This window comes from Mesorhizobium sp. CO1-1-11 (assembly GCF_020164995.1).
Taxonomy (GTDB): domain Bacteria; phylum Pseudomonadota; class Alphaproteobacteria; order Rhizobiales; family Rhizobiaceae; genus Mesorhizobium; species Mesorhizobium australicum.
The window spans coordinates 219288-237842 of sequence record NZ_JAIUHE010000008.1 but is presented as its reverse complement, the minus strand read 5'-3'; the positions used below and the strand labels follow the sequence as shown (position 1 = coordinate 237842).

At 62.6% G+C, this 18555-nt stretch carries 20 protein-coding genes; 6 read left to right on the top strand and 14 right to left on the bottom strand.

What is annotated here, in order from left to right; translation table 11 throughout:
- Positions 1 to 94 precede the first annotated feature (94 nt).
- A complete protein-coding gene (locus tag LB554_RS11860; protein WP_015318455.1) occupies positions 95 to 574 on the top strand; it encodes an Lrp/AsnC family transcriptional regulator in 480 nt (159 codons plus the stop codon).
- A gap of 61 nt (positions 575 to 635) precedes the next feature.
- Positions 636 to 1778: a flavin-containing monooxygenase gene (locus LB554_RS11855; RefSeq protein WP_224584692.1), complete on the top strand. Its 1143-nt coding sequence runs from the start codon at positions 636 to 638 to the stop codon at positions 1776 to 1778.
- Positions 1779 to 1793: 15 nt separating this feature from the next.
- Here LB554_RS11855 and speB read toward each other — a convergent pair whose 3' ends face one another.
- The 7 genes from speB to LB554_RS11820 all read right to left on the bottom strand — a co-directional run bounded on the left by speB (position 1794) and on the right by LB554_RS11820 (position 9493).
- Positions 1794 to 2603, bottom strand: a complete 810-nt coding sequence (gene speB, locus LB554_RS11850) for an agmatinase (RefSeq protein WP_224584691.1) — start codon at positions 2601 to 2603, stop codon at positions 1794 to 1796.
- 59 nt (positions 2604 to 2662) lie between these two features.
- Complete coding sequence (locus tag LB554_RS11845) at positions 2663 to 4783, bottom strand: molybdopterin oxidoreductase family protein (protein ID WP_224584689.1); 2121 nt, start codon at positions 4781 to 4783, stop codon at positions 2663 to 2665.
- Positions 4784 to 4865: 82 nt separating this feature from the next.
- Positions 4866 to 6743 carry an ABC-F family ATP-binding cassette domain-containing protein gene (locus tag LB554_RS11840; protein ID WP_224584686.1) on the bottom strand — a complete coding sequence of 626 codons (1878 nt, stop codon included), beginning with the start codon at positions 6741 to 6743 and terminating at the stop codon, positions 4866 to 4868.
- A 134-nt stretch (positions 6744 to 6877) separates the two neighbouring features.
- On the bottom strand, positions 6878 to 7330 hold the full coding sequence (locus LB554_RS11835) for a MucR family transcriptional regulator (RefSeq protein ID WP_023773435.1): 453 nt from the start codon (positions 7328 to 7330) through the stop codon (positions 6878 to 6880).
- 161 nt (positions 7331 to 7491) lie between these two features.
- Positions 7492 to 7695, bottom strand: a complete 204-nt coding sequence (locus LB554_RS11830; RefSeq protein ID WP_224584684.1) for a hypothetical protein — start codon at positions 7693 to 7695, stop codon at positions 7492 to 7494.
- Positions 7688 to 8614: a DMT family transporter gene (locus LB554_RS11825; RefSeq protein WP_318013203.1), complete on the bottom strand. Its 927-nt coding sequence runs from the start codon at positions 8612 to 8614 to the stop codon at positions 7688 to 7690. The genes LB554_RS11830 and LB554_RS11825 overlap by 8 nt, the downstream gene beginning before the upstream one ends.
- Positions 8615 to 8659: 45 nt before the next feature.
- Positions 8660 to 9493, bottom strand: coding sequence for a hypothetical protein (locus LB554_RS11820; RefSeq protein ID WP_015318462.1), 834 nt, complete (start codon positions 9491 to 9493; stop codon positions 8660 to 8662).
- A gap of 110 nt (positions 9494 to 9603) precedes the next feature.
- Here LB554_RS11820 and LB554_RS11815 point away from each other — a divergent pair, with 110 nt between their 5' ends.
- Positions 9604 to 10563 carry a LysR substrate-binding domain-containing protein gene (locus tag LB554_RS11815; RefSeq protein ID WP_015318463.1) on the top strand — a complete coding sequence of 320 codons (960 nt, stop codon included), beginning with the start codon at positions 9604 to 9606 and terminating at the stop codon, positions 10561 to 10563.
- 60 nt (positions 10564 to 10623) lie between these two features.
- Here LB554_RS11815 and LB554_RS11810 read toward each other — a convergent pair whose 3' ends face one another.
- Positions 10624 to 11136 carry a DinB family protein gene (locus LB554_RS11810; protein ID WP_224584672.1) on the bottom strand — a complete coding sequence of 171 codons (513 nt, stop codon included), beginning with the start codon at positions 11134 to 11136 and terminating at the stop codon, positions 10624 to 10626.
- 63 nt (positions 11137 to 11199) lie between these two features.
- Between LB554_RS11810 and LB554_RS11805 the strand changes: the two genes are divergently transcribed.
- Complete coding sequence (locus tag LB554_RS11805) at positions 11200 to 11892, top strand: glutathione S-transferase family protein (protein WP_224584670.1); 693 nt, start codon at positions 11200 to 11202, stop codon at positions 11890 to 11892.
- A gap of 104 nt (positions 11893 to 11996) precedes the next feature.
- Here LB554_RS11805 and LB554_RS11800 read toward each other — a convergent pair whose 3' ends face one another.
- A complete protein-coding gene (locus tag LB554_RS11800) occupies positions 11997 to 12269 on the bottom strand; it encodes a DUF2934 domain-containing protein (protein ID WP_140617197.1) in 273 nt (90 codons plus the stop codon).
- 258 nt (positions 12270 to 12527) lie between these two features.
- Between LB554_RS11800 and ndk the strand changes: the two genes are divergently transcribed.
- The gene (gene ndk, locus LB554_RS11795; protein ID WP_015318467.1) at positions 12528 to 12950 is read left to right on the top strand and encodes a nucleoside-diphosphate kinase; all 423 of its coding nucleotides are present in this window, start codon (positions 12528 to 12530) and stop codon (positions 12948 to 12950) included.
- Positions 12951 to 13164: 214 nt separating this feature from the next.
- On the opposite strand, the gene LB554_RS11790 is transcribed toward ndk, so the two are convergent.
- The 5 genes from LB554_RS11790 to LB554_RS11770 all read right to left on the bottom strand — a co-directional run bounded on the left by LB554_RS11790 (position 13165) and on the right by LB554_RS11770 (position 17452).
- The gene (locus LB554_RS11790) at positions 13165 to 13647 is read right to left on the bottom strand and encodes a molybdenum cofactor biosynthesis protein MoaE (RefSeq protein WP_224584668.1); all 483 of its coding nucleotides are present in this window, start codon (positions 13645 to 13647) and stop codon (positions 13165 to 13167) included.
- 5 nt (positions 13648 to 13652) lie between these two features.
- On the bottom strand, positions 13653 to 13910 hold the full coding sequence (moaD, locus tag LB554_RS11785; RefSeq protein WP_224584666.1) for a molybdopterin converting factor subunit 1: 258 nt from the start codon (positions 13908 to 13910) through the stop codon (positions 13653 to 13655).
- Between the two features lies 1 nt (position 13911).
- Positions 13912 to 14508, bottom strand: coding sequence for a CDP-diacylglycerol--glycerol-3-phosphate 3-phosphatidyltransferase (pgsA, locus tag LB554_RS11780; RefSeq protein ID WP_015318470.1), 597 nt, complete (start codon positions 14506 to 14508; stop codon positions 13912 to 13914).
- Positions 14509 to 14606: 98 nt separating this feature from the next.
- Positions 14607 to 16691 carry an excinuclease ABC subunit UvrC gene (gene uvrC / locus LB554_RS11775; protein ID WP_224584664.1) on the bottom strand — a complete coding sequence of 695 codons (2085 nt, stop codon included), beginning with the start codon at positions 16689 to 16691 and terminating at the stop codon, positions 14607 to 14609.
- On the bottom strand, positions 16688 to 17452 hold the full coding sequence (locus LB554_RS11770; protein ID WP_224584662.1) for an SDR family oxidoreductase: 765 nt from the start codon (positions 17450 to 17452) through the stop codon (positions 16688 to 16690). The genes uvrC and LB554_RS11770 overlap by 4 nt, the downstream gene beginning before the upstream one ends.
- Positions 17453 to 17864: 412 nt before the next feature.
- On the opposite strand from LB554_RS11770, the gene LB554_RS11765 reads away from it, so the two are divergent.
- Positions 17865 to 18521, top strand: a complete 657-nt coding sequence (locus tag LB554_RS11765) for an outer membrane protein (protein WP_224584660.1) — start codon at positions 17865 to 17867, stop codon at positions 18519 to 18521.
- Positions 18522 to 18555: the final 34 nt, after the last annotated feature.

The following is an 18555-nucleotide window of genomic DNA, read 5'->3' as shown; positions in this document are numbered from 1 at the left end:
TCCTTGGCGTCCAAGAGAAGATATATTGCAAACCCTGCGCAAAAAGCGCCGTAATTTGGCTCTCGAAATGCAAGTTTGTTTCGTCAGGATAGCAATGTCTCAGTCGCCAGCCTCACTCGACAGCTTCGATCTCGCCATCCTTGCCATCCTGCAGCGGGACAACACGACGCCGCAACGGCTGATCGGCGAGGCGGTGAACCTGTCGGCGCCAGCCGTGCAGCGCCGCATCAAGCGCATGGAGCAGACCGGCGTCATTACCGGCAATGTCGCCATTGTCGAGCCGGCGGCCGTCGGCCAGCCGATCACTATCTTCGTCGAGGTGGAGCTCGAGAGCGAACGCACCGAACTGATCGACGAGGCCAAGCGGCAATTCTCGGCGGAGCCGCAAGTACAGCAATGCTATTATGTCACCGGCGAGGCCGACTTCATCCTCGTCATCGCCGTGGCCGACATGGGCGCCTACGAGGCGCTGACGCGAAAACTGTTCTTCGGCAGCAACAATGTGCGGAAGTTCCGCACCTTCGTCGCCATGGACCGCGTCAAGGTCGGGTTGACGGTGCCCCTGCCTGGATGAGCCGGTGCACCCTTGCCACGTTTCTGACATTCTGGATCGCCAATTGGAGGGGGAGGCGCGCATGGACGAAACCACGAAAGTCGCGATCATCGGTGCCGGGCCGGCGGGCCTGGCGGTTGCCGCATGTCTTCGCCAGGCCGGGCAGGATTTCGTCATGCTTGAGAAGGAGCAGCAGGCCGCGCCAGCCTGGCGGCGTCACTATGACCGTGTGCATCTGCATACGACCAAGCGTTACTCCTCGCTGCCCTTCGTTCCCTTCCCAAGGGATTATCCGCGCTATGTGCCGCGCCACCTCGTGGTCGAGTATCTCGACGCCTATGCAAAAGGCTTCGCCCTGGAGCCCCGCTTCGGCGAAACGGTGCGAGCGGTCGCCAGGGATGGCCGCGGTTGGCGGGTGGAATCGACCTCCGGCGCCTTACGCGCTTCGCATGTGGTGATCGCGTCCGGCTACAATGCCGAACCCTTGCTGCCCAGATTTGCCGGCATCGAGGCCTTCAAGGGCAAGACGCTGCACAGCGCCGACTATCGCAACGCCGCGCCTTTTGCCGGCCAATCGGTGCTGGTCGTCGGCGGGGGCAATACCGGCGCGGAGATTGCGCTCGACCTGGTGGAAGGCGGCGCCCGACCGACGATCTCGGTGCGCGGGGGCGTTCACATCGTCCCGCGCGAACTGTTCGGCGTGCCGATCCAGATGGTCGGCATGGCGACGCGGCTCGGGCCGCAGCGCATCAACGACGCGCTGTTCCCCGTCATCCTCGATCTGGTGCTGGGGAGGCTGGAGAAGTTTGGGCTCAGACGGCCGAAGCAGGGATTGCTGCAGCAGATCGCCCTTGCGTCGCGCATTCCGGTGATCGATGTCGGCACCATCGGCAAGATCCGGGAAGGTGCTATCAAGGTGGCGCCCGACATCGCCGAAATCTCGGAACGCGGTGCCCGTTTTGCGGACGGCAAGCACGGCGAATTCGACGCCATCCTCTTCGCCACCGGCTACCGGCCAGGCTATGCCAGGTTCCTCGAACCCGGCGTCGAGCCCGGCCCCAGCGGCGTCAATGCCCAAGCTTCGGATCTCGGCCTCTATCTGGTCGGCTTTCACAACGCGGTCACCGGGCTGTTGCGCGAAATCGGCATCGAAGCCCAGGCCGTCGCCGATGACATCCGCCAGCGGCAAAACAGGAAAAAAGTGGCCGAAACACTGCCGGTGTGATCCCAAGCCGCGCCCTCAATCCACCGCGGGCGATGTCCTGAGCATCATGCCGGCGATCTCCTTCGTCAGTTTGGCGGCGACAAGCGCCGTCATGTTGGAGAGGTCCTGGCTCGGATTGTATTCAACGATATCAGCGGCAACGATCGGCTGGTTGATGCTTTGAATCAGGTTGATGACCTGCCGCGTCGACAGGCCGCCGGGCTCGCGGTGGGAGACGCCGGGCGCAAAGGCTGGATCGAGCCCGTCGAGATCCATCGAGATATAAACCGGGGTCTTGAGATCAAGCGTCAGGCTTTCGCCGAAATGCGCGGCCTCCACGACCTCGACGCCAAAGCGCTTGAACTGATCGCGGTGATGGTCGTTCACGGCGCGCAGGCCGATCTGGATCAGCCGGTCGGCTAGCCGTTCCTCCATGATGCGCGCGAAGGGCGAGGTGTGCGAACGCGGATTGTCACCGTAGGCATGATAGATGTCGGGGTGGGCATCGATATGCACGATCGTCAGGCTCGGGTGGCGACGGCGCACCGCGCGCAGCACCGGCCAGGTGATCGCGTGGTCGCCGCCCAGGCTGATCAGCGGGTGGCCTGCCTCCAGGGCGCGACCGACTTCGCTTTCGATGCGCTGCCAGGGATCGCCCGGTTTGTCGAAGTCGATGTCGCCATGATCGATGAAGCGGCCGGTCAGGTCGAAGCCGGTCTCGCTCCATGAGGAGTAAGCATCGCTGGTGAGTTCGCGCCTGATGAGCGGCGGCGCCTTGGCCGCACCCTGGAGATAGGATGAATTCTCGTCATGCGGTATTCCCAGAAGCGAAATCGCGCCAGCCATCGACACTCTCCCATTGCGACGGACGAATTGACATCAGGCGCAATCGATAATCGCGGCCGCTATGCACTCAGCTCTTGCGCCCGGCGCAGCCAGACCTTGTTGTCGTGAAAGGCAGCGCCGCCATAGGGTGCGGGGGCGTCGGCGCCGGTCAGTACATTGATGCCCTCGCCGCGCTCATGCGCGCTGTTCGGCCAGATGCCTTCGGCGATCACGACGCCGCGCTTGATGCCGCCGAACAGTCTGGCGTGCAGCACCACCTCGCCGCGCATGTTGCCGATCTCGACACGGTCGCCCTCGGCCAGCGCTAGAGCCGCCGCGTCATCGGGATGCAGCAGGAGTTCCGGGCGGCCCTCCTTGGCCTTCGACACCGGTGTTTCGGAAAAGGTCGAGTTGAGGAAGTTGCGCGCCGGCGAGGTCGTCAGCCGGAACGGATGGGCTTCGTCAGCCACCTCGATCAGGTCGACATGATCAGGAAATTCGGGCAATCGCGCCACCGGGCCGAACAGACCCATGCTCTTCGGCGGCCGGTTCGGAGCCGCCTGGCCGGTCCAGTCGGCGCGAAAACGGAATTTCCCATCCGCATGGCCAAAGCCCCGGATGAAATGCGCCGTGTCGAAATCCGGCTGCAGATCAATCCACTTCTGCTCTTCCAAGCTGGCGAAGCTGCCCAACCCGCGCTTGCCGAGGATGATGTCGATATGCTGCTGCTCGGTCAGCCCGAAGCCCGGCCTGTCGGCGACACCAAGGCGCCCGGCCAGCTGCTCGATGACGAAATGGTTGGTGCGCGGCCCTTCCGGCGGTTCGATCAGCTTGGGGCCGAGCGTGATGTGCTGGTTGCCGCCGCCCTTGTAGATGTCGTCATGCTCGACGAACATCGTCGCCGGCAGCACGACGTCGGCCAGCCTGGCCGTGTCGGTCATGAACTGCTCGTGCACGCAGGTGAACAAATCATCTCGCAGGAAGCCCTGCTTCACCAGCCGCTGCTCGGGCGCGACATTCACCGGATTGGTGTTCTGGATCAGCATCGCCGTCACCGGCGGTCCGCCATAGAGCGCGTCACTGGCGCCGGTCAGCACCGGGCCGATGCGGGAATGGTCGAGATAGCGGATCGAGGGATCGCGCATGCGCGTGCCCTCGAGCACCTCCTGGTTGAGCTTGAAGATGCCGGAATTGGAATGGAAGGCGCCGCCGCCCTCATACTGCCAGGCGCCGGTGACGGCGGCGATGCAGGACGCGGCATGCATGTTGACGGCGCCGTTGCGCTGGCGGGCAAAGCCGTAGCCGAGGCGAAAATAGGTCTTTTTCGTCGTGCCGACGAGGCGCGCGAAGGTCTCGATCTCGGCGACCGTCAAACCAGTAATATCGGCCGCCCATTCCGGCGTGCGGGTAACGAGATGCGCCTCCAGGCCCTTCGGATCGTCCGTGTATTTCTGCAGATAGGCGCGGTCGGCCAGGCCTTCGCGAAACAGGACATGCATGACCGCACAAGCGAGCGCGCCGTCGGTGCCGGGCTTCAGGACCAGACCGATGTCGGCCTGCTTCATCGTCGCATTCTCATAGACGTCGATGACCACGATCTTCGCGCCGCGTTCCTTGCGCGCCTTGATGGCGTGGGTCATCACATTGACCTGCGTGACCACAGCGTTGGTGCCCCAGATCACCACGCAGTCGGATTTCGCCATCTCCCGCGGGTCCGGTCCGCGCAGCGCGCCTGCCCCCATCATCCAGCCGGTCCAGGCGAGATTGGTGCAGATCGAGCCGAAGAAGCCCGAGTATTTTTTCGCGTGGCGCAACCTCTCGATGCCGTCGCGCTGCACCAGCCCCATCGTGCCGGCATAGTAATAGGGCCAGACCGTCTCGGAGCCGTACTTCGCTTCGGCCGCGTCGAATTTCTCGGCGACGAGGTCGAGAGCGGCCTCCCAGCTAGATTCCTGCCAGACGCCCTCGCCCTTGGCGCCCTTGCGCACCAACGGCTTCAGCAGACGATCGGGGTGATGGACGCGGTCGGCATAGCGGGCGACCTTGGCGCAGACGACGCCCGATGTGTAGCTGTTGGCCTTGGCGCCATGGACCCGGCCGATACGGTTGCCGTCGAGCAATTCGACCTCGAGAGCACAGGTCGACGGGCAATCATGCGGACAGGCCGAATGGCCGATGCGGAGCTTGGTGTGCTGGTTCATGGCCCCTGTTTAGCGGGTTTCGGGAGTGGCGTGTAGGGCCAGATAATCAGCCAATCTCCCCCTCGTCGGGAGACTACGCACCCTACTCCGCCGTGCCTTCCTCATATTCGGCCGACATCATCAGCCATTTTTCCTCGTGGCCTGCCAGCGTCTGCGCAAGCTGCGAGCGCTCCTTGGCGAGCCGCGTCGCGGTCGAGGGATCCTTTTCATAGACCGCCGGATTGGACAGCTCGTCCTCGATGCCGTCGATGCGCTTGCGGATGCGATCCATCAGCGCCTCGGTGGCGCGGATTTCCTTGGCCAGCGGTTCGAAGGCAGCGCGGCGTGCGGCCGCGTCCCGGCGACGGTCGGCTTTTGACGCCTTGTCCGCTTCGCGCTTGCCACGGCGGTCGCCGGAGACGCCGGTGACCAGCGTCTTGTAGTCCTCCAGGTCGCCGTCATAGGGATTGACCGCACCGTCCTTGACCAGCCACAGCCGGTCGGCGGTCGCTTCCAGCAGATGGCGGTCGTGCGAGATCAGGATAACGGCGCCGGGAAATTCGTTCAGCGCATGGATCAGCGATTCGCGGCTGTCGATGTCGAGATGGTTGGTCGGTTCGTCGAGGATGAACAGGTTCGGGCCCTCGAAGGCAGACAGGCCCATCAGAAGGCGCGCCTTCTCGCCACCGGACAGGTCCTTGGCGGGCGTATTCATTTTCTCCGTCGTGAGGCCGAACTGGGCGACCCGGCCGCGCACTTTCGATTCCGGCGCCTCCGGCATCAGCCGGCGGACGTGCTCATAGGCATTTTCCTCAGGACGCAGATCGTCGAGTTGGTGCTGGGCGAAGATCGCCACCTTCAAACCCGGCGCCACCGTCATGGTGCCGGTTTCCTGCTTCAGACGACCCGACAGAAGTTTGGCGAAGGTCGACTTGCCGTTGCCATTGGCACCGAGCAGCGCGATGCGGTCGTCGGCATCGATGCGCAGCGTCATCTTCTTCAGGATCGGCTGACCCTCGGTGTAGCCGACATTGACGTTGTTCAGCGCCACGATCGGCGAGGCCACGGTCTTCACAGGCTCGGGGAAAGAGAACGGCCGTACCGTGTCGTTGACGATGGCCGAGATCGGCTTCATCTTTTCCAGCGCCTTGATGCGCGACTGTGCCTGCCTTGCCTTGGAGGCCTTTGCGCGAAAACGCTCGACGAAGGATTCCATATGCTTGCGGGCGGCTTCCTGCTTGACCCTGCCCTTTTCCTGCAATTCCTTCTGCTCGGTATACTGGCGCTCGAACTGGTCGTAGCCGCCGCGCCAGAACGTCAGCTTCTTCTGGTCGAGATGAACGATCGAATTGACGGCACGGTTGAGCAGATCTCGGTCGTGCGAAATCAGAAGCACCGTGTGCGGATACTTTGAAATATAGTTCTCAAGCCACAACGTCCCTTCAAGGTCGAGATAGTTGGTCGGCTCGTCAAGCAGCAGAAGGTCGGGCTCTGAAAACAGCACGGCGGCCAACGCAACGCGCATGCGCCAGCCGCCGGAGAAGGACGAGGCCGGACGGCGCTGCGCGGCGTCGTCGAAGCCTAGGCCGGCCAGGATGGTGGCCGCGCGAGACTCGGCCGAATGGGCGTCGATATCGGCCAGCCGCATGTGGATGTCGGCGATGCGGTGCGGATCGGTGGCGGTCTTTTCCTCTTCGAGGAGCGCGGAACGTTCGAGGTCGGCCTTGAGCACGATCTCGATCAGCGGGTCCTCGGTGCCGGGCGCTTCCTGCGCCACCTGACCGATCCGCGTATTTTTCGGCAGGCTGATCGAACCCGTCTCGGAGGGAAAATCGCCTGTTATGGCCTTGAACAGCGTCGTCTTGCCGGTCCCGTTGCGGCCGACAAGACCGGCCTTGGTGCCGGCCGGCAGGGTGAGCGAGGCGTGGTCGAGAAGCAGGCGCCCCGCCATGCGGAGCGAGAGGTCGTTGATGATAAGCATGGCCGCGCTTTTGCACTGGACATCAACGCTTCGCAAGGCCTTGCGGGCCAGTTGACCGCACAAGGCCTTGAAACGGCGCCCACAACCGCGCCGTCAGAGCCGCGACAGCGGCCTGCCGTGCAGTCGGCAAGGCCTCAGGCAGCCGCCTTGCCGCGCTTTGTCGCCTTGGCCACGACTGCCGGCGCAGCGGCCGGCTTGCGGCCAAGTCCCGTCGACTTCGCCAACGCCGACCGGGTCGCGGAGTAATTCGGCGCGACCATCGGGTAGTCCGGCGGCAAGCCCCATTTGGCGCGATAGTCGTCAGGGCTCAAGCCGTAGTCCGTCCTGAGATGTCGCTTGAGCGACTTGAACTTCTTTCCGTCCTCCAGGCAGATGATGTAGTCGGGAAACACCGACCTTTTCGGATTTACGGCCGGAACAAGGCTCGGGCTTTCCACGACAGCCGCACCAGCCAGCTTTCGGACCGAGGCGCTGACGCTGGCAATCAAGTCAGGCAGGCCCGAAGCCGGGAGCGGATTGTTGCCTACATAAGCCGAGACAATATCGGCGGTTAGCTCGATAACGATCTTATCCTCGATATTTGACAATTCTTTCACCCTATTTGCGACAAAGTCGTCTACCCCAGTGAAGACTTTTGTCGATGTATCTCTTTAACCGTGCCCCCAACGGACCCGCCAAGTCCCAAAACGAATCAAGACTTGGCGTCAACTACTTTTATGGGAAATCGACCTCGTGCAAATTAGAAAATCTAATACTTGGATACGGCAGACTTGGTTGAACGGCTGTCAGCCAATATCTCAAGAATACGCTTCCAGCGGGCACAACGCCCGAAATCCTTCTGCTCGATCGCCTTTTCGGCCTTCATCGCGGCGTAAAGTGGTGCCTCGGCGCCAAATTCCTTGATCAGCCAACGCGCTTCCTGCCTGGCGAGACGTTCATTGTCGTCAAACATAATTTTCCGCCTCCGAACGTTCCAGTCCGACCGCGATGCAACTGCCTATGACAAGGACGGCTCCGGCAATGGCTGTCGTCGTCAACCGTTCGCCGGACAAGGTCAGCAGCAGTGTCGAAGCGATCGGCGTGAGATAGGCAATGACAGCCACCTTCCCGCTGCCTCCCAGTTTCAGGGCCCGCGACCAGAAGTAATAACCCAGCCCCATGGGGCCGGCACCGAGATAGAGCCCGAGGGCCAGATCCACGCCGGTGGGCCAGGCTACGCCTTCGCGAACGGACCATATAAGCGTCAAGGCGACGCCAACCAGCGACGATGGCAGCAACAGGCGGTCCGGCGAAGTGGCGAGTCGTCCCACCATCACCGAATAGAAAGCCATGCACAGCGCGGAGCCGAATGCACACAGATAGCCGGCGAGATCACCCTGTAACCAGGTGCGGTCGCGGCCTCCCGAAATCACCAGCGCGACGCCGACGAACCCAAGGGCCGCTGCAAGGCCCAGCAAAGCCGGACGCCGGGGATTTTCGAGGGCGATCACGGCCGCGGCAATCATCAAGGGCCAGGTGTAGGCCACCAGATTGGCTTCGATCACCGGCATCGAGGCGAAGGCGATATATTGCAGCACCATGGTGCCGACCAGACCGATGAAGCCGACCGCGAGCGGCGCCAGCGCGGTGCTCGCCGCGATTGCCGTGGCTTTCTCCCGGCTCATCAACCGGATGGCCGCGAAGACCAGCGCGGCCCCTACAAATTGCAGGAACTGCACCTGCGACACCGGGTGACTGGCCAGCAGGGATTTGCCGACCAGCGCATTTGTCGACCACAACGCCACCGCGCCGGTGGCGAAGACCAGCGCGGACATCGAGCCTGATCCATGCCGAAAGAAGCGCCATGGGGCTCTATCTCTGCGTTCGACCATGATCCTGTCCGAAAACCGGCTCCCTTTTTTCCGGATCATGGATCGTTACCATGATTCCCTGGCCCCACCCGGAACCGGTGCTTCGGCCGGGGCCGGCGTCGGATGTTCCGCCTCGAACCGGCGATAGGCCGGCAGCTGATTGGTCCACACGTCCTCGGCCAGTTCATTGACCCATTCGCGGTCGTGATCATTGTCGGCGGCAAGGTAAAACATCCTGTTGTCGTCGACATAGGGCTTGGCCACGGAGCGCTGGTTGAGCACCAGGGTGACGCGTTCGCCGAACTGGATCGGCGCCGTGCGGTGCAGGACGCCGAGGAACTGCCCGAGCGTCGCATATCTCATCTTGTGATCGATGCGCATGATACGGTTGCGCGGAATCTCGCGGCCGGATTCGAGAATGGCGCGGCCGGTCTCGGAATCATCGCAATAGATTTCGAGATGGCCGCCGACCAGCGGATCGCTGATCGACAGCGGAATGAGTTCGGTGACCGGAACGCCGTCGCAATGCCATTCGACGGCGCCATCCCTGGGATTCATGAAGGTAACGGTCGAACCGACGATCGACAGCGGATAGGGTTCCAGCTTCGTGCCCATCATGTCGGACAGGCGCTCCAGGCGCAACTTGTCGTTCAGCAACTCCTTGATTTCAGGTATGAAACGGTCGGCGCCGGTGATGAAGGTCAGATCGAGATGCTTGTGCACGGCATGGCTGGCCTTGAGCTTCAGGGCGGCCTCCTCGATCGCGGCAAGCAGTACCGGATCATAGCCATGCAGATACTGCGCAACGCCGAAGCTCGACACCTTCCAGGCGGTTTCGTGGCCGATAATGGCCTCGCGGCTCATCGCATAGCGCAATTCGGGTATCGTATGTGCGTTCATTGTACTTCTCCAAGTGGGGGCAAACACTTGGCTAACAGTCGATTAAATTAGCTCCCCCTGTAAAATTAGGAATGCTAGTGCTACCGTAAGCCAAGCTTAAGGTCGAAACCGTGCGTCTGCTCAGTCAGGTCAACCTCAATTCGCTGAAAATCGTGGAGAGTGCTGCGAGGCACGGCAATTTCACGCGTGCCGGAGAAGAACAGTTCATCACCGCATCGGCGGTCAGCCAGCGCGTCAAGAGCCTGGAGGACCAGCTGCGTTTCAAGATTTTCCAACGCGGCGGCAATGCGGTATCGCTGACACCGGAGGGCGAGACCTATGTCTCGCGCGTTCGCGAGGCGCTGGAGCGTATCGTCGCCGCCAGCATGGAAGCGACCGGGCAATCACAGGAACATGTGCTGAAAATATCCGTGCTGCCGACATTTGCCGCGCGCTGGCTGTTTCCGCGCCTGCCGCTGTTCCAGCAGCAACATCCCGATATCGTGATGCGGGTTTCGACCTCGTACGCGACGCATGAGTTCACGACTTCCGAATTCGATCTGGAAATCCGCTATGGCGACGGCCATTTCAACGGACTGCCGTCCGACCTGCTGTTTCGGGAAGACCTGACCCCGGTGTGCAACCGCAAATTGTTCCATGAGGTTCTCGGCGACAAGCCGGTATCAAAGGTGACGCCGGACGACCTCAAGCACTTCACGCTGCTGCATTCCGACACCTGCACCCAGAACTGGCAATCCTGGCTTGGTTTCGCCGGGGCCAGTTTTGTGCTCAGCGAGACCAAAAGCATCTATTTCGACTCTTGCATGATGTCCTACGAGGCGGCCAATGCCGGAATGGGTTTTGCCGTCGCCAACCGTGCCTATATGGCCAGCGACATCCGCGCCGAGAGGTTGGTCGCTCCCTTTGCCGTCCACCATCCGAACACGGCCGGCTGGTATTTCGTCTCGCCCCACAAGAGCCTTGCCGCGCGCAAGGTGCTGCGGTTCAAGCAATGGGTGATGGCGGAAGCGGCTCTGACACAGAGCCAATTGGATGGCGAAGTCACCGGCCTGGCTTCGGCGGCTGTGTGAAAATGCGGCGATAGTCCGCGCCAACCGTTCGCCATCGAATTTAGAACGAAACCATCTGGATCAGGCGAAAGCCCTGCCTTCCTCGGTGCGCTGGAAATGCGCCAGATCGAGCGGCACGGACGGGCGACCCAGGACCGTCAGGATCATATGCGCCTGGCCGCGGTGATGGGTCTGGTGGTTGAAGACATGAGCCAGCGCGGGCGCCAGGCGCTGCGAGACGGTGCGCATGTCCGATACGGTCATATAGGTGAAACGACCCGACAGCGCCTTGTCGCTCAAGCCGCCGAGCCAGTCGATAATCCGCCGGTCCTCGGCCTCGCGCGCTGTCCTCAGGACAGGCAAGGCCCGGTGCAATATAGCGTCCAATGTCGTCGGCGCGGCGCCTTCGCCGGTGAAGCGCTTCATCCAGATGCGATCGGCGGCGAGCAGGTGGTTGAGCGTGCCCATCAGCGAGCCGAAGAAGGCGCCGACGTCGCGATTGAATTCCTCGTCGTTGAGATCGTCGGCGGCATCGTAGATGCGGCCATTGGCCCATTGATTGTATGCCGCAAACATCATGAAGTGCTGTTTCATTTTTCCCGCCGGTCCGTTTCGGGTGTCGGGAGCGATACCTAGACCGCAAAGGAACCCTCGCCAATGACCATTCTGCTTTACGAACTCGTCGGGCGTGACGAGGGCCGCCCGTTCAGTCCACATTGCTGGAAGGCAACAATGGCGCTGGCCCACAAGGGGCTCGATATCTCGACCGCGCCGACGCGTTTTCTCGAAGTGCCCGCCGTTGAGGGCGGCGTTTCGAAAACCGTTCCGGTGATCCGCGACGGCGACAAGGTCGTCACCGATTCCTTTGCCATCGCGCTCTATCTCGAAGAGGCCTATCCGGATCGGCCTAGCCTGTTTGGCGGCGAAGGCGGCAAGGCGATGGCGCGCTTCATCGAGCGCTGGTCGCAATCGACCATCCACCCTTACGTCACCACGACGGCGCTCGTCGACCTTCATGCCATGCAAGACGAACAGAATGGCTCGTATTTCCGCCAGAGCCGGGAGCAGCGCTTCGGCAAGCGGCTGGAGGACGTCGTCGCCGCACGCGACACCGGCCTGGCAACCTTCCGGGCGGCACTGGAGCCGCTGCGCTCCATGTTGAGCTACCAGCCATTCATCGGCGGCGCCTCGCCGCTATTTGCCGACTATATCGTCTTCGGCGCATTGCAATGGGCGCGCATCGCATCGCCGTACAAGTTGCTCGAAGACAGCGACGTGGTGGCGCAGTGGTTCACCCGCTGCCTCGACCTGCATGGCGGGCTTGGACGAAAGGTTGCGGCGGCGGCGTGACGCCGCAAAGGCCTTCTATCCGCAGGGCAGCTCGAGCCCGTCAGCCTGTTGCGAAAATCAGGGGCCGAACAGCTGACCTTACTTCGCCGCCTTACTTCGCCGCCTTACTTGGCCGCCTTCTTTGGCTTGCTGGCTTTCGGCTTGCTGGCTTTGGCGACGAGCTTTTCTTGCTTGGGCGCGGCTTTTGCCTTGCTGGCGCCAGGTGCCTTCTTGGCCGGCTTCTTGCCCACCGTCGGCTTCCCCGCGTCCTCCCGGTCGACGTCGGCCGCCGCCTGGTGCCAATGGCGTTCGTGCTGACCGGCCGGGTGCCCTTCTTCCTGCCAGATCTGATGTGCACGGTTGCGAATGCGCTCCTGACGATCGTCTGTCATGGTCATGTTGTCTCCATTCGGGCCGACTTCAGCGCGGCGCCGACCGGGCGACTATAGCAAGCAAACCGTTGCTGTGCAGCCGTCTGATGCCGACGGCCGACGGGATCAGCCACGGAAATACCGACCATTCCGGCCCTGCGCTGTCGCTCCGGGCGTTCGCTTGGCGGACCACGCCTCCCCCCTCTCCTCAGCCCTCTTGGCAATCAGCCGGGCGGCTTGTATAGAGCCCGCCACTCTCAATTCGAATTCAGACAAGGACGACCCATGGCGCTCGAACGCACTTTTTCCATGATCAAGCCGGACGCGACGCGGCGCAATCTCACCGGCGCGATCACCAGGATGCTGGAAGAGGCCGGCCTGCGCGTTATCGCCTCGCGCCGGGTGTGGATGAGCCGCCGCGAGGCGGAGGGCTTCTACGCCGTCCACAAGGAGCGCCCGTTCTTTGGCGAGCTGGTGGACTCCATGTCCTCGGGCCCGACCATCGTGCAGGTGCTGGAAGGTGAGAACGCCATCGCCAGGAACCGCGAAGTGATGGGCGCCACCAATCCGGCCAACGCCGCCGAAGACACCATCCGCAAGGTGCATGCGCTCTCGATCGGTGAGAATTCGGTGCACGGCTCGGATGCGCCGGAAACGGCCGCGCAGGAGATCAAGTACTGGTTCTCGGATACCGAAATCGTCGGCTGAGCCGACACTGCACGTCCATGCGAGAAGGCCGGTGTTTCGCCGGCCTTTTTCTTTGCTGGCGCTCAACTCTCGCGCACGAATCGCAGCACATCGGCATGCAGCCGATCCATATGGGTGTACATGAGGCCATGCGGCGCGCCCTCGTAAACGAGGAAACGGCAGTCCCGAATGAGCCTGGCCGACGGAATGCCCGACGAGCAAGGTCGGCACGGTATTATTCGGATGGCGGCCGCTTCCAGCGCCGGGCTGCCTGGGCATCGGTTTCCTTGGCCTCGACCCAGCCGCCCTCGGAGCCGTCGGTGCGATGTTCCTTCTTCCAGAAGGGTGCACGCGACTTGAGGTAGTCCATCAGGAAGTCCGCCGCCTCGAACGCCGCCTGGCGGTGCGCCGAAGCGGCTACCACCAGCACGATGTTCTCTCCCGGCGCGATCTTGCCATGGCGATGGATGACGGTGAGACCTTGCAGCGGCCAGCGCTCGCTGGCTTCGGTTGCGATGCGGCCGATCTCGGCTTCAGCCATGCCCGGATAGTGCTCGAGTTCGAGTGCCGAGAGCGCGCCCTGCTCGTCGCGGCACAGGCCTGAGAAGGTGACCACCGCGCCAATGTCGACGCGGCCTTGCGTCAGTGCGGCGATCTCGGCGGCGACGTCGAAATCCTGGCGCTGAATGCGCACGGTCGCTATCAGGACGGCCGACATGACTGTCAGCCCCCGGTCATCGGCGGGAACAGCGCGATTTCGCGCGCGCCCGATATCTTCTCGCGGTGGTCGACATGTTCCTGGTCGATGGCAACGCGGATCACGTCGGGATACTGCAACGCGTGTTCGTAGCCTTCGCCGCGCGACCGCAGCCAGCGCAAGAGGTCGGTGACCGTCTCTATGCCGGCCGGCAGTTCGACATCTTCTTCCGGCATGCCGATCCGTTCGCGAATCCAGGCAAAGTAGATGAGACGGGTCGTCATCTCACTCGTCCATGATGTGCTTGAGGCCGGCGCGGAAATAGTCGTAGCCGGTGTAGAGCGTCACGAGGGCCGCGATCCACAGCAGCACGAGACCGGTCTGCGTTGTCAGCGGGAAGACCTTGTCGCCGGCCGGCCCCGCCAGCAGGAAAGCGATGGCGACCATCTGGATGGTGGTCTTCCACTTGGCGAGCTGCGTCACCGGCACTGAGACCTTGAGTGCCGCCAGATATTCGCGCAGGCCAGAAACCAGGATTTCGCGGCACAGGATGATGATGGCCGCCCACAGCGACCAGCCGGCGATGCCGGCATGGCGGTCGGTGTCGGCAGCAAGCAGCAAGAGGCACGTGGCGACCAGCAGCTTGTCGGCGATCGGATCGAGCATCTTGCCGATGTTGGAGGTCTGCTGCCAGGCACGCGCAAAATAGCCGTCGAAATAATCGGTAACGGACGCCAGCAGGAAAATGACCAGCGCCGACCAGCGAGCGAAGTCGCTCGATTTCAGATGGCCTTCGAGAAAAAAACACAACACGACCAGCGGCACCGCGACGATACGGGCGTAGGTCAGCATATTAGGCAGGTTGAACGCGCGCTGGGCCATGTCTGGTGGACTCTTTCTGCCTGCGTACTCAAATCAGAAGCTGTTGTAGGGGGTCAACAGGCCAGATTCGACTGGCCAGCTGAAAGTGGCGAATTTTTTCAACTTTCGTGGAAATGATTGTAGACCAATTTGGCGACCTGCTCGGAAATGCCATCGACTTTTCTCAGATCCTCGATCGCGGCGCGGCTGACCGCCTTGGCGGTTCCGAATGCCAGCAGCAGGGCGCGCTTGCGGCCGGGGCCGATGCCGGCGATTTCATCGAGCGGGCTCTTGACCATCTCCTTCTTGCGGCGGGCCCGGTGCGAGCCGATGGCGAAGCGGTGGACCTCGTCACGCAGCCGCTGGACGAAATAGAGCACGGGGTCGCGAACCGGCAATGAAAACGAGTCCCTGCCCCTGACGAAGAAACGCTCGCGGCCGGCATCGCGGTCCTGCCCCTTGGCGATGCCGATGGCGACGACCCGGTCCTCGATGCCGAGATCCGACAGGATCTTGCGCACCGCCGTCATCTGGCCCTGGCCGCCATCGATCAGGATGACGTCCGGCCATGCCGGGAAGCTGCCGGAAATGTCGTCCTCGATATCATCGCCCGCCTCGGCCGCCATCGCCTCGCCCGCTGCCGCATCCTCAGCCACGGCGACATCGCCATGCTCCTTGAGTAGCCGCGAAAAACGCCGCTCCATCACTTCGCGCATCATGCCGAAATCGTCGCCCGGCGTGATCTCGGTCGAGCGGATGTTGAATTTTCTGTACTGGTTTTTCACAAAGCCTTCCGGCCCGGCGACGACCATGGCGCCGACGGCGTTGGTGCCCATGATGTGCGAATTGTCGTAAACCTCGATGCGCACCGGCGGCTTGGCGAGGCCAAAGGTCTCGGCGAAACCGGCAAGCAACCGCGCTTGCGTCGAGGTTTCGGACAGCCGACGGCCGAGTGCCTCACGCGCATTCTGCAGGGCGTTGTCGGTCAGGTCCTTCTTCTCGCCGCGCTGCGGCACGGAAATCGCCACCTTGCGGCCGGCGCGGGTCGAGAGCGCCTCGGCCAGCAGTTCCTGGTCCTCGACGGTCTGCGACAAGAGAATGGCACGCGGTGTCGGCTTGTCGTCATAGAACTGCGCCAGGAACGAGCCCAGCACTTCCGATCCCTCCAGCGCCGGATCGGCCTTCGGGAAATAGGCACGGTTGCCCCAGTTCTGGCCGGTGCGGAAGAAAAACACCTGGATGCAGACCTGGCCGCCTTCCTGGTGGATGGCGAACACATCGGCCTCGTCGACGGTCGCCGGGTTGATGCCCTGATGACTCTGCACGTGCGACAGGGCCGCCAGACGATCGCGATAGATGGCGGCGCGCTCGAAATCGAGGTCTTGCGAAGCCTGCTGCATGGCAGCCGAAATCTCGGTCTTCACCTTCTGGCTGCGGCCGGACAAAAAGTCCTTCGCTTCGGCGACCAACTCGGCATAACCCTCATGCGAAATTTCGCCGGTGCACGGACCCGCGCAGCGCTTGATCTGGTAGAGCAGGCATGGCCGCGTGCGGTTCTCGTAGAAAGAATTGGTGCAGCTTCTGAGCAGGAAGGCGCGCTGCAGGGAATTGATGGTGCGGCCGACGGCACCGGCCGAGGCAAAGGGGCCGAAATAGTCGCCCTTGCGCGACCGCGCGCCGCGATGCTTGTAAATGCCGGGCGAGACATGGTCGCCGGTCAAAAGGATATACGGGAACGACTTGTCGTCCCGCATCAGCACATTGAATCGCGGCCGCAAACGCTTGATGAGATTGGCTTCGAGCAGCAGCGCCTCGATCTCGGTGCGGGTGACGACGAATTCCATCGTCGACGTCTCGCGCACCATGCGGCCGATGCGGTTGGTGTGGAATCTGCCTTGCGCGTAGTTGGTGACACGCTTCTTCAGGCTGCGCGCCTTGCCGACGTAGAGCACGTCGCCGGCGGCGTTCATCATCCGGTAGACGCCGGGCGCATTGGGCAGCCGCTTGACCAGCGTCTGGATCACCTCGGCGCCGACCATGCCTTCGGCGTCGCCTGCATGCGGCGTCCAGTCGATGGCCGTGAAGGCGACATCCGGGCCAACCGGTTCGACGATCTCCTCCAGCGCCTCGTCCTCGAGGTCGATTTCGGGAGGAAGATCATCAGCGCCGCCGCGCGCCTTGTTCTTGTGATCCAAAGGACTCATTCCGCCATGCCTGTCACATCGGGCGTCTGCCATGCAAGATGCTGGCCGCCGTCGAGCGCGATCATCTGACCGGTGACCGAGCGCGCCTGCCAGAGATAGCGGATGGTGGCGCCGAATTCCGGCAATTCCGGGCCGCGCCTCAGAATGAGGCCAGCGACCTGCGCGTCAAAATCCGAATCGTCCTGGCGCACGTTCTTCAGCGTCGGGCCTGGCCCGATCGCATTGACGCGGATGCGCGGCCCGAGCGCCTGGGCCAACATCTGCGTCTGCGTCCACAATGCCGATTTCGATAGCGCGTAGGAAAAATAGCGCGGCGTCGGCCGCCAGACGCGCTGGTCGATGATGTTGACGATCAGCCCGTCCCGCCCTTCCGGCAAGGAACGGGCGAAGTTCTGCGCCAACAGCGCCGGGGTTTTCAGGTGAATGGCAAAATGGCGGTCCCAGGCGCGCCAGTCGAAATCCTCGACGGAATCATCGACGAAGAGCGAAGCATTGTTGACCAGCAGCGAGATTGGGCCCAGCGCGGCCTCCGCCTGGCCGACAAGGTCGCCGACGGCATCCATGTCGGTCAGGTCGGCCGCAACCACGGCGGCGCGCCCGCCCGACCGGTTGATCCCCGCGGCCAGCGCATCCGCCGCATCGTGCGAGCGATTGGAATGGATGGCGACCGCAAAGCCATGGCTGGCAAGGTCCTCGACAATCGCCTTGCCGATCCGTTTCGCCCCACCGGTCACCAGCGCAACGGCAGTGGCTTTGCTCATTTGTGTCAATCCTCAATTTCGGCCCGAAAACGCGACGCCGACGAAATGTGGCCCGGCATGCGTTAAACGGCGTTCGCACCTGGGGCAACATTGTGGCGAAGTGCCCAGTTCGACGTGCCGGGCCCTCTTGGACTCGCAACCGCCGGACCGCAATATAGGTCGCTGGAGTCCTTGCTCCAAGCGGCGTGCAGCGCAGCACGAACTTGCTGCTGACATTTCGCTGTTGCGAAGATGCAACGTCAAGGTTCTGCCTCATTCGCGCCGGGGAATGACCCAAGTTCAGGTTCGGTTCAGCCGCATTTTGACACGACATTTGGAACCGACGAACGCCAGATCCGTTTCACCCCCCGGACAGGTCGATGGCGATCGTGAGAAACAAGCCTGTGTCCTGTGGCTTAAGGAGTAAAGAACAATGCAAGCCAATCTCAAATTCGCACGGCCGCTGGCTGTTGCGCTCGGGCTCTTCGCCCTCGGTGGTACCGCTTATGCCGCGGACGTCGTTTCGGAAGAGCCGCCGGCACCCGCTCCGGTTGCCGAACTTCCGGTCGCCTCGTGGGCCGGTCCCTATGCCGGTATCAACCTTGGTTACGGCTTCGGCGGCAAGACCAAGGAAAAGGATCTCGGCTTCTCGACCGACACCAAGGGTTTCGTCGGCAGTGTCTTCGGCGGCTATCAGTGGCAGCAGGAGAACTTCGTGTACGGCGGTGAAGCCGAACTCGGCTACAACGGCGTCAAGGGTGACGACAACGGTATCCACTCCAAGGGCGGCTTCGAAGGCTCGCTGCGTGCCCGTCTAGGCTACGCCGTGACCCCGGAAATCCTGCTCTATGGCACTGGCGGTCTCGCCGGCAGAAGCCTGAAGGTGGAAGACTCGGTCATTCCTGCCAGCGACACCGCAACCATGCTCGGCTGGACCGCTGGCGTCGGCACCGACATCAAGCTGACCGACAATGTCTTCGGCCGCGTCGAGTATCGCTACACCGACTTCGGCAGCAAGAGCTTCGACGGTATCGGCAAGGTCAAGGCGACGGACAACCGCGTCACCTTCGGCCTCGGTATGAAGTTCTAAGTCGTTCAAGCCACGACACGAAAAGCCGGGCCTC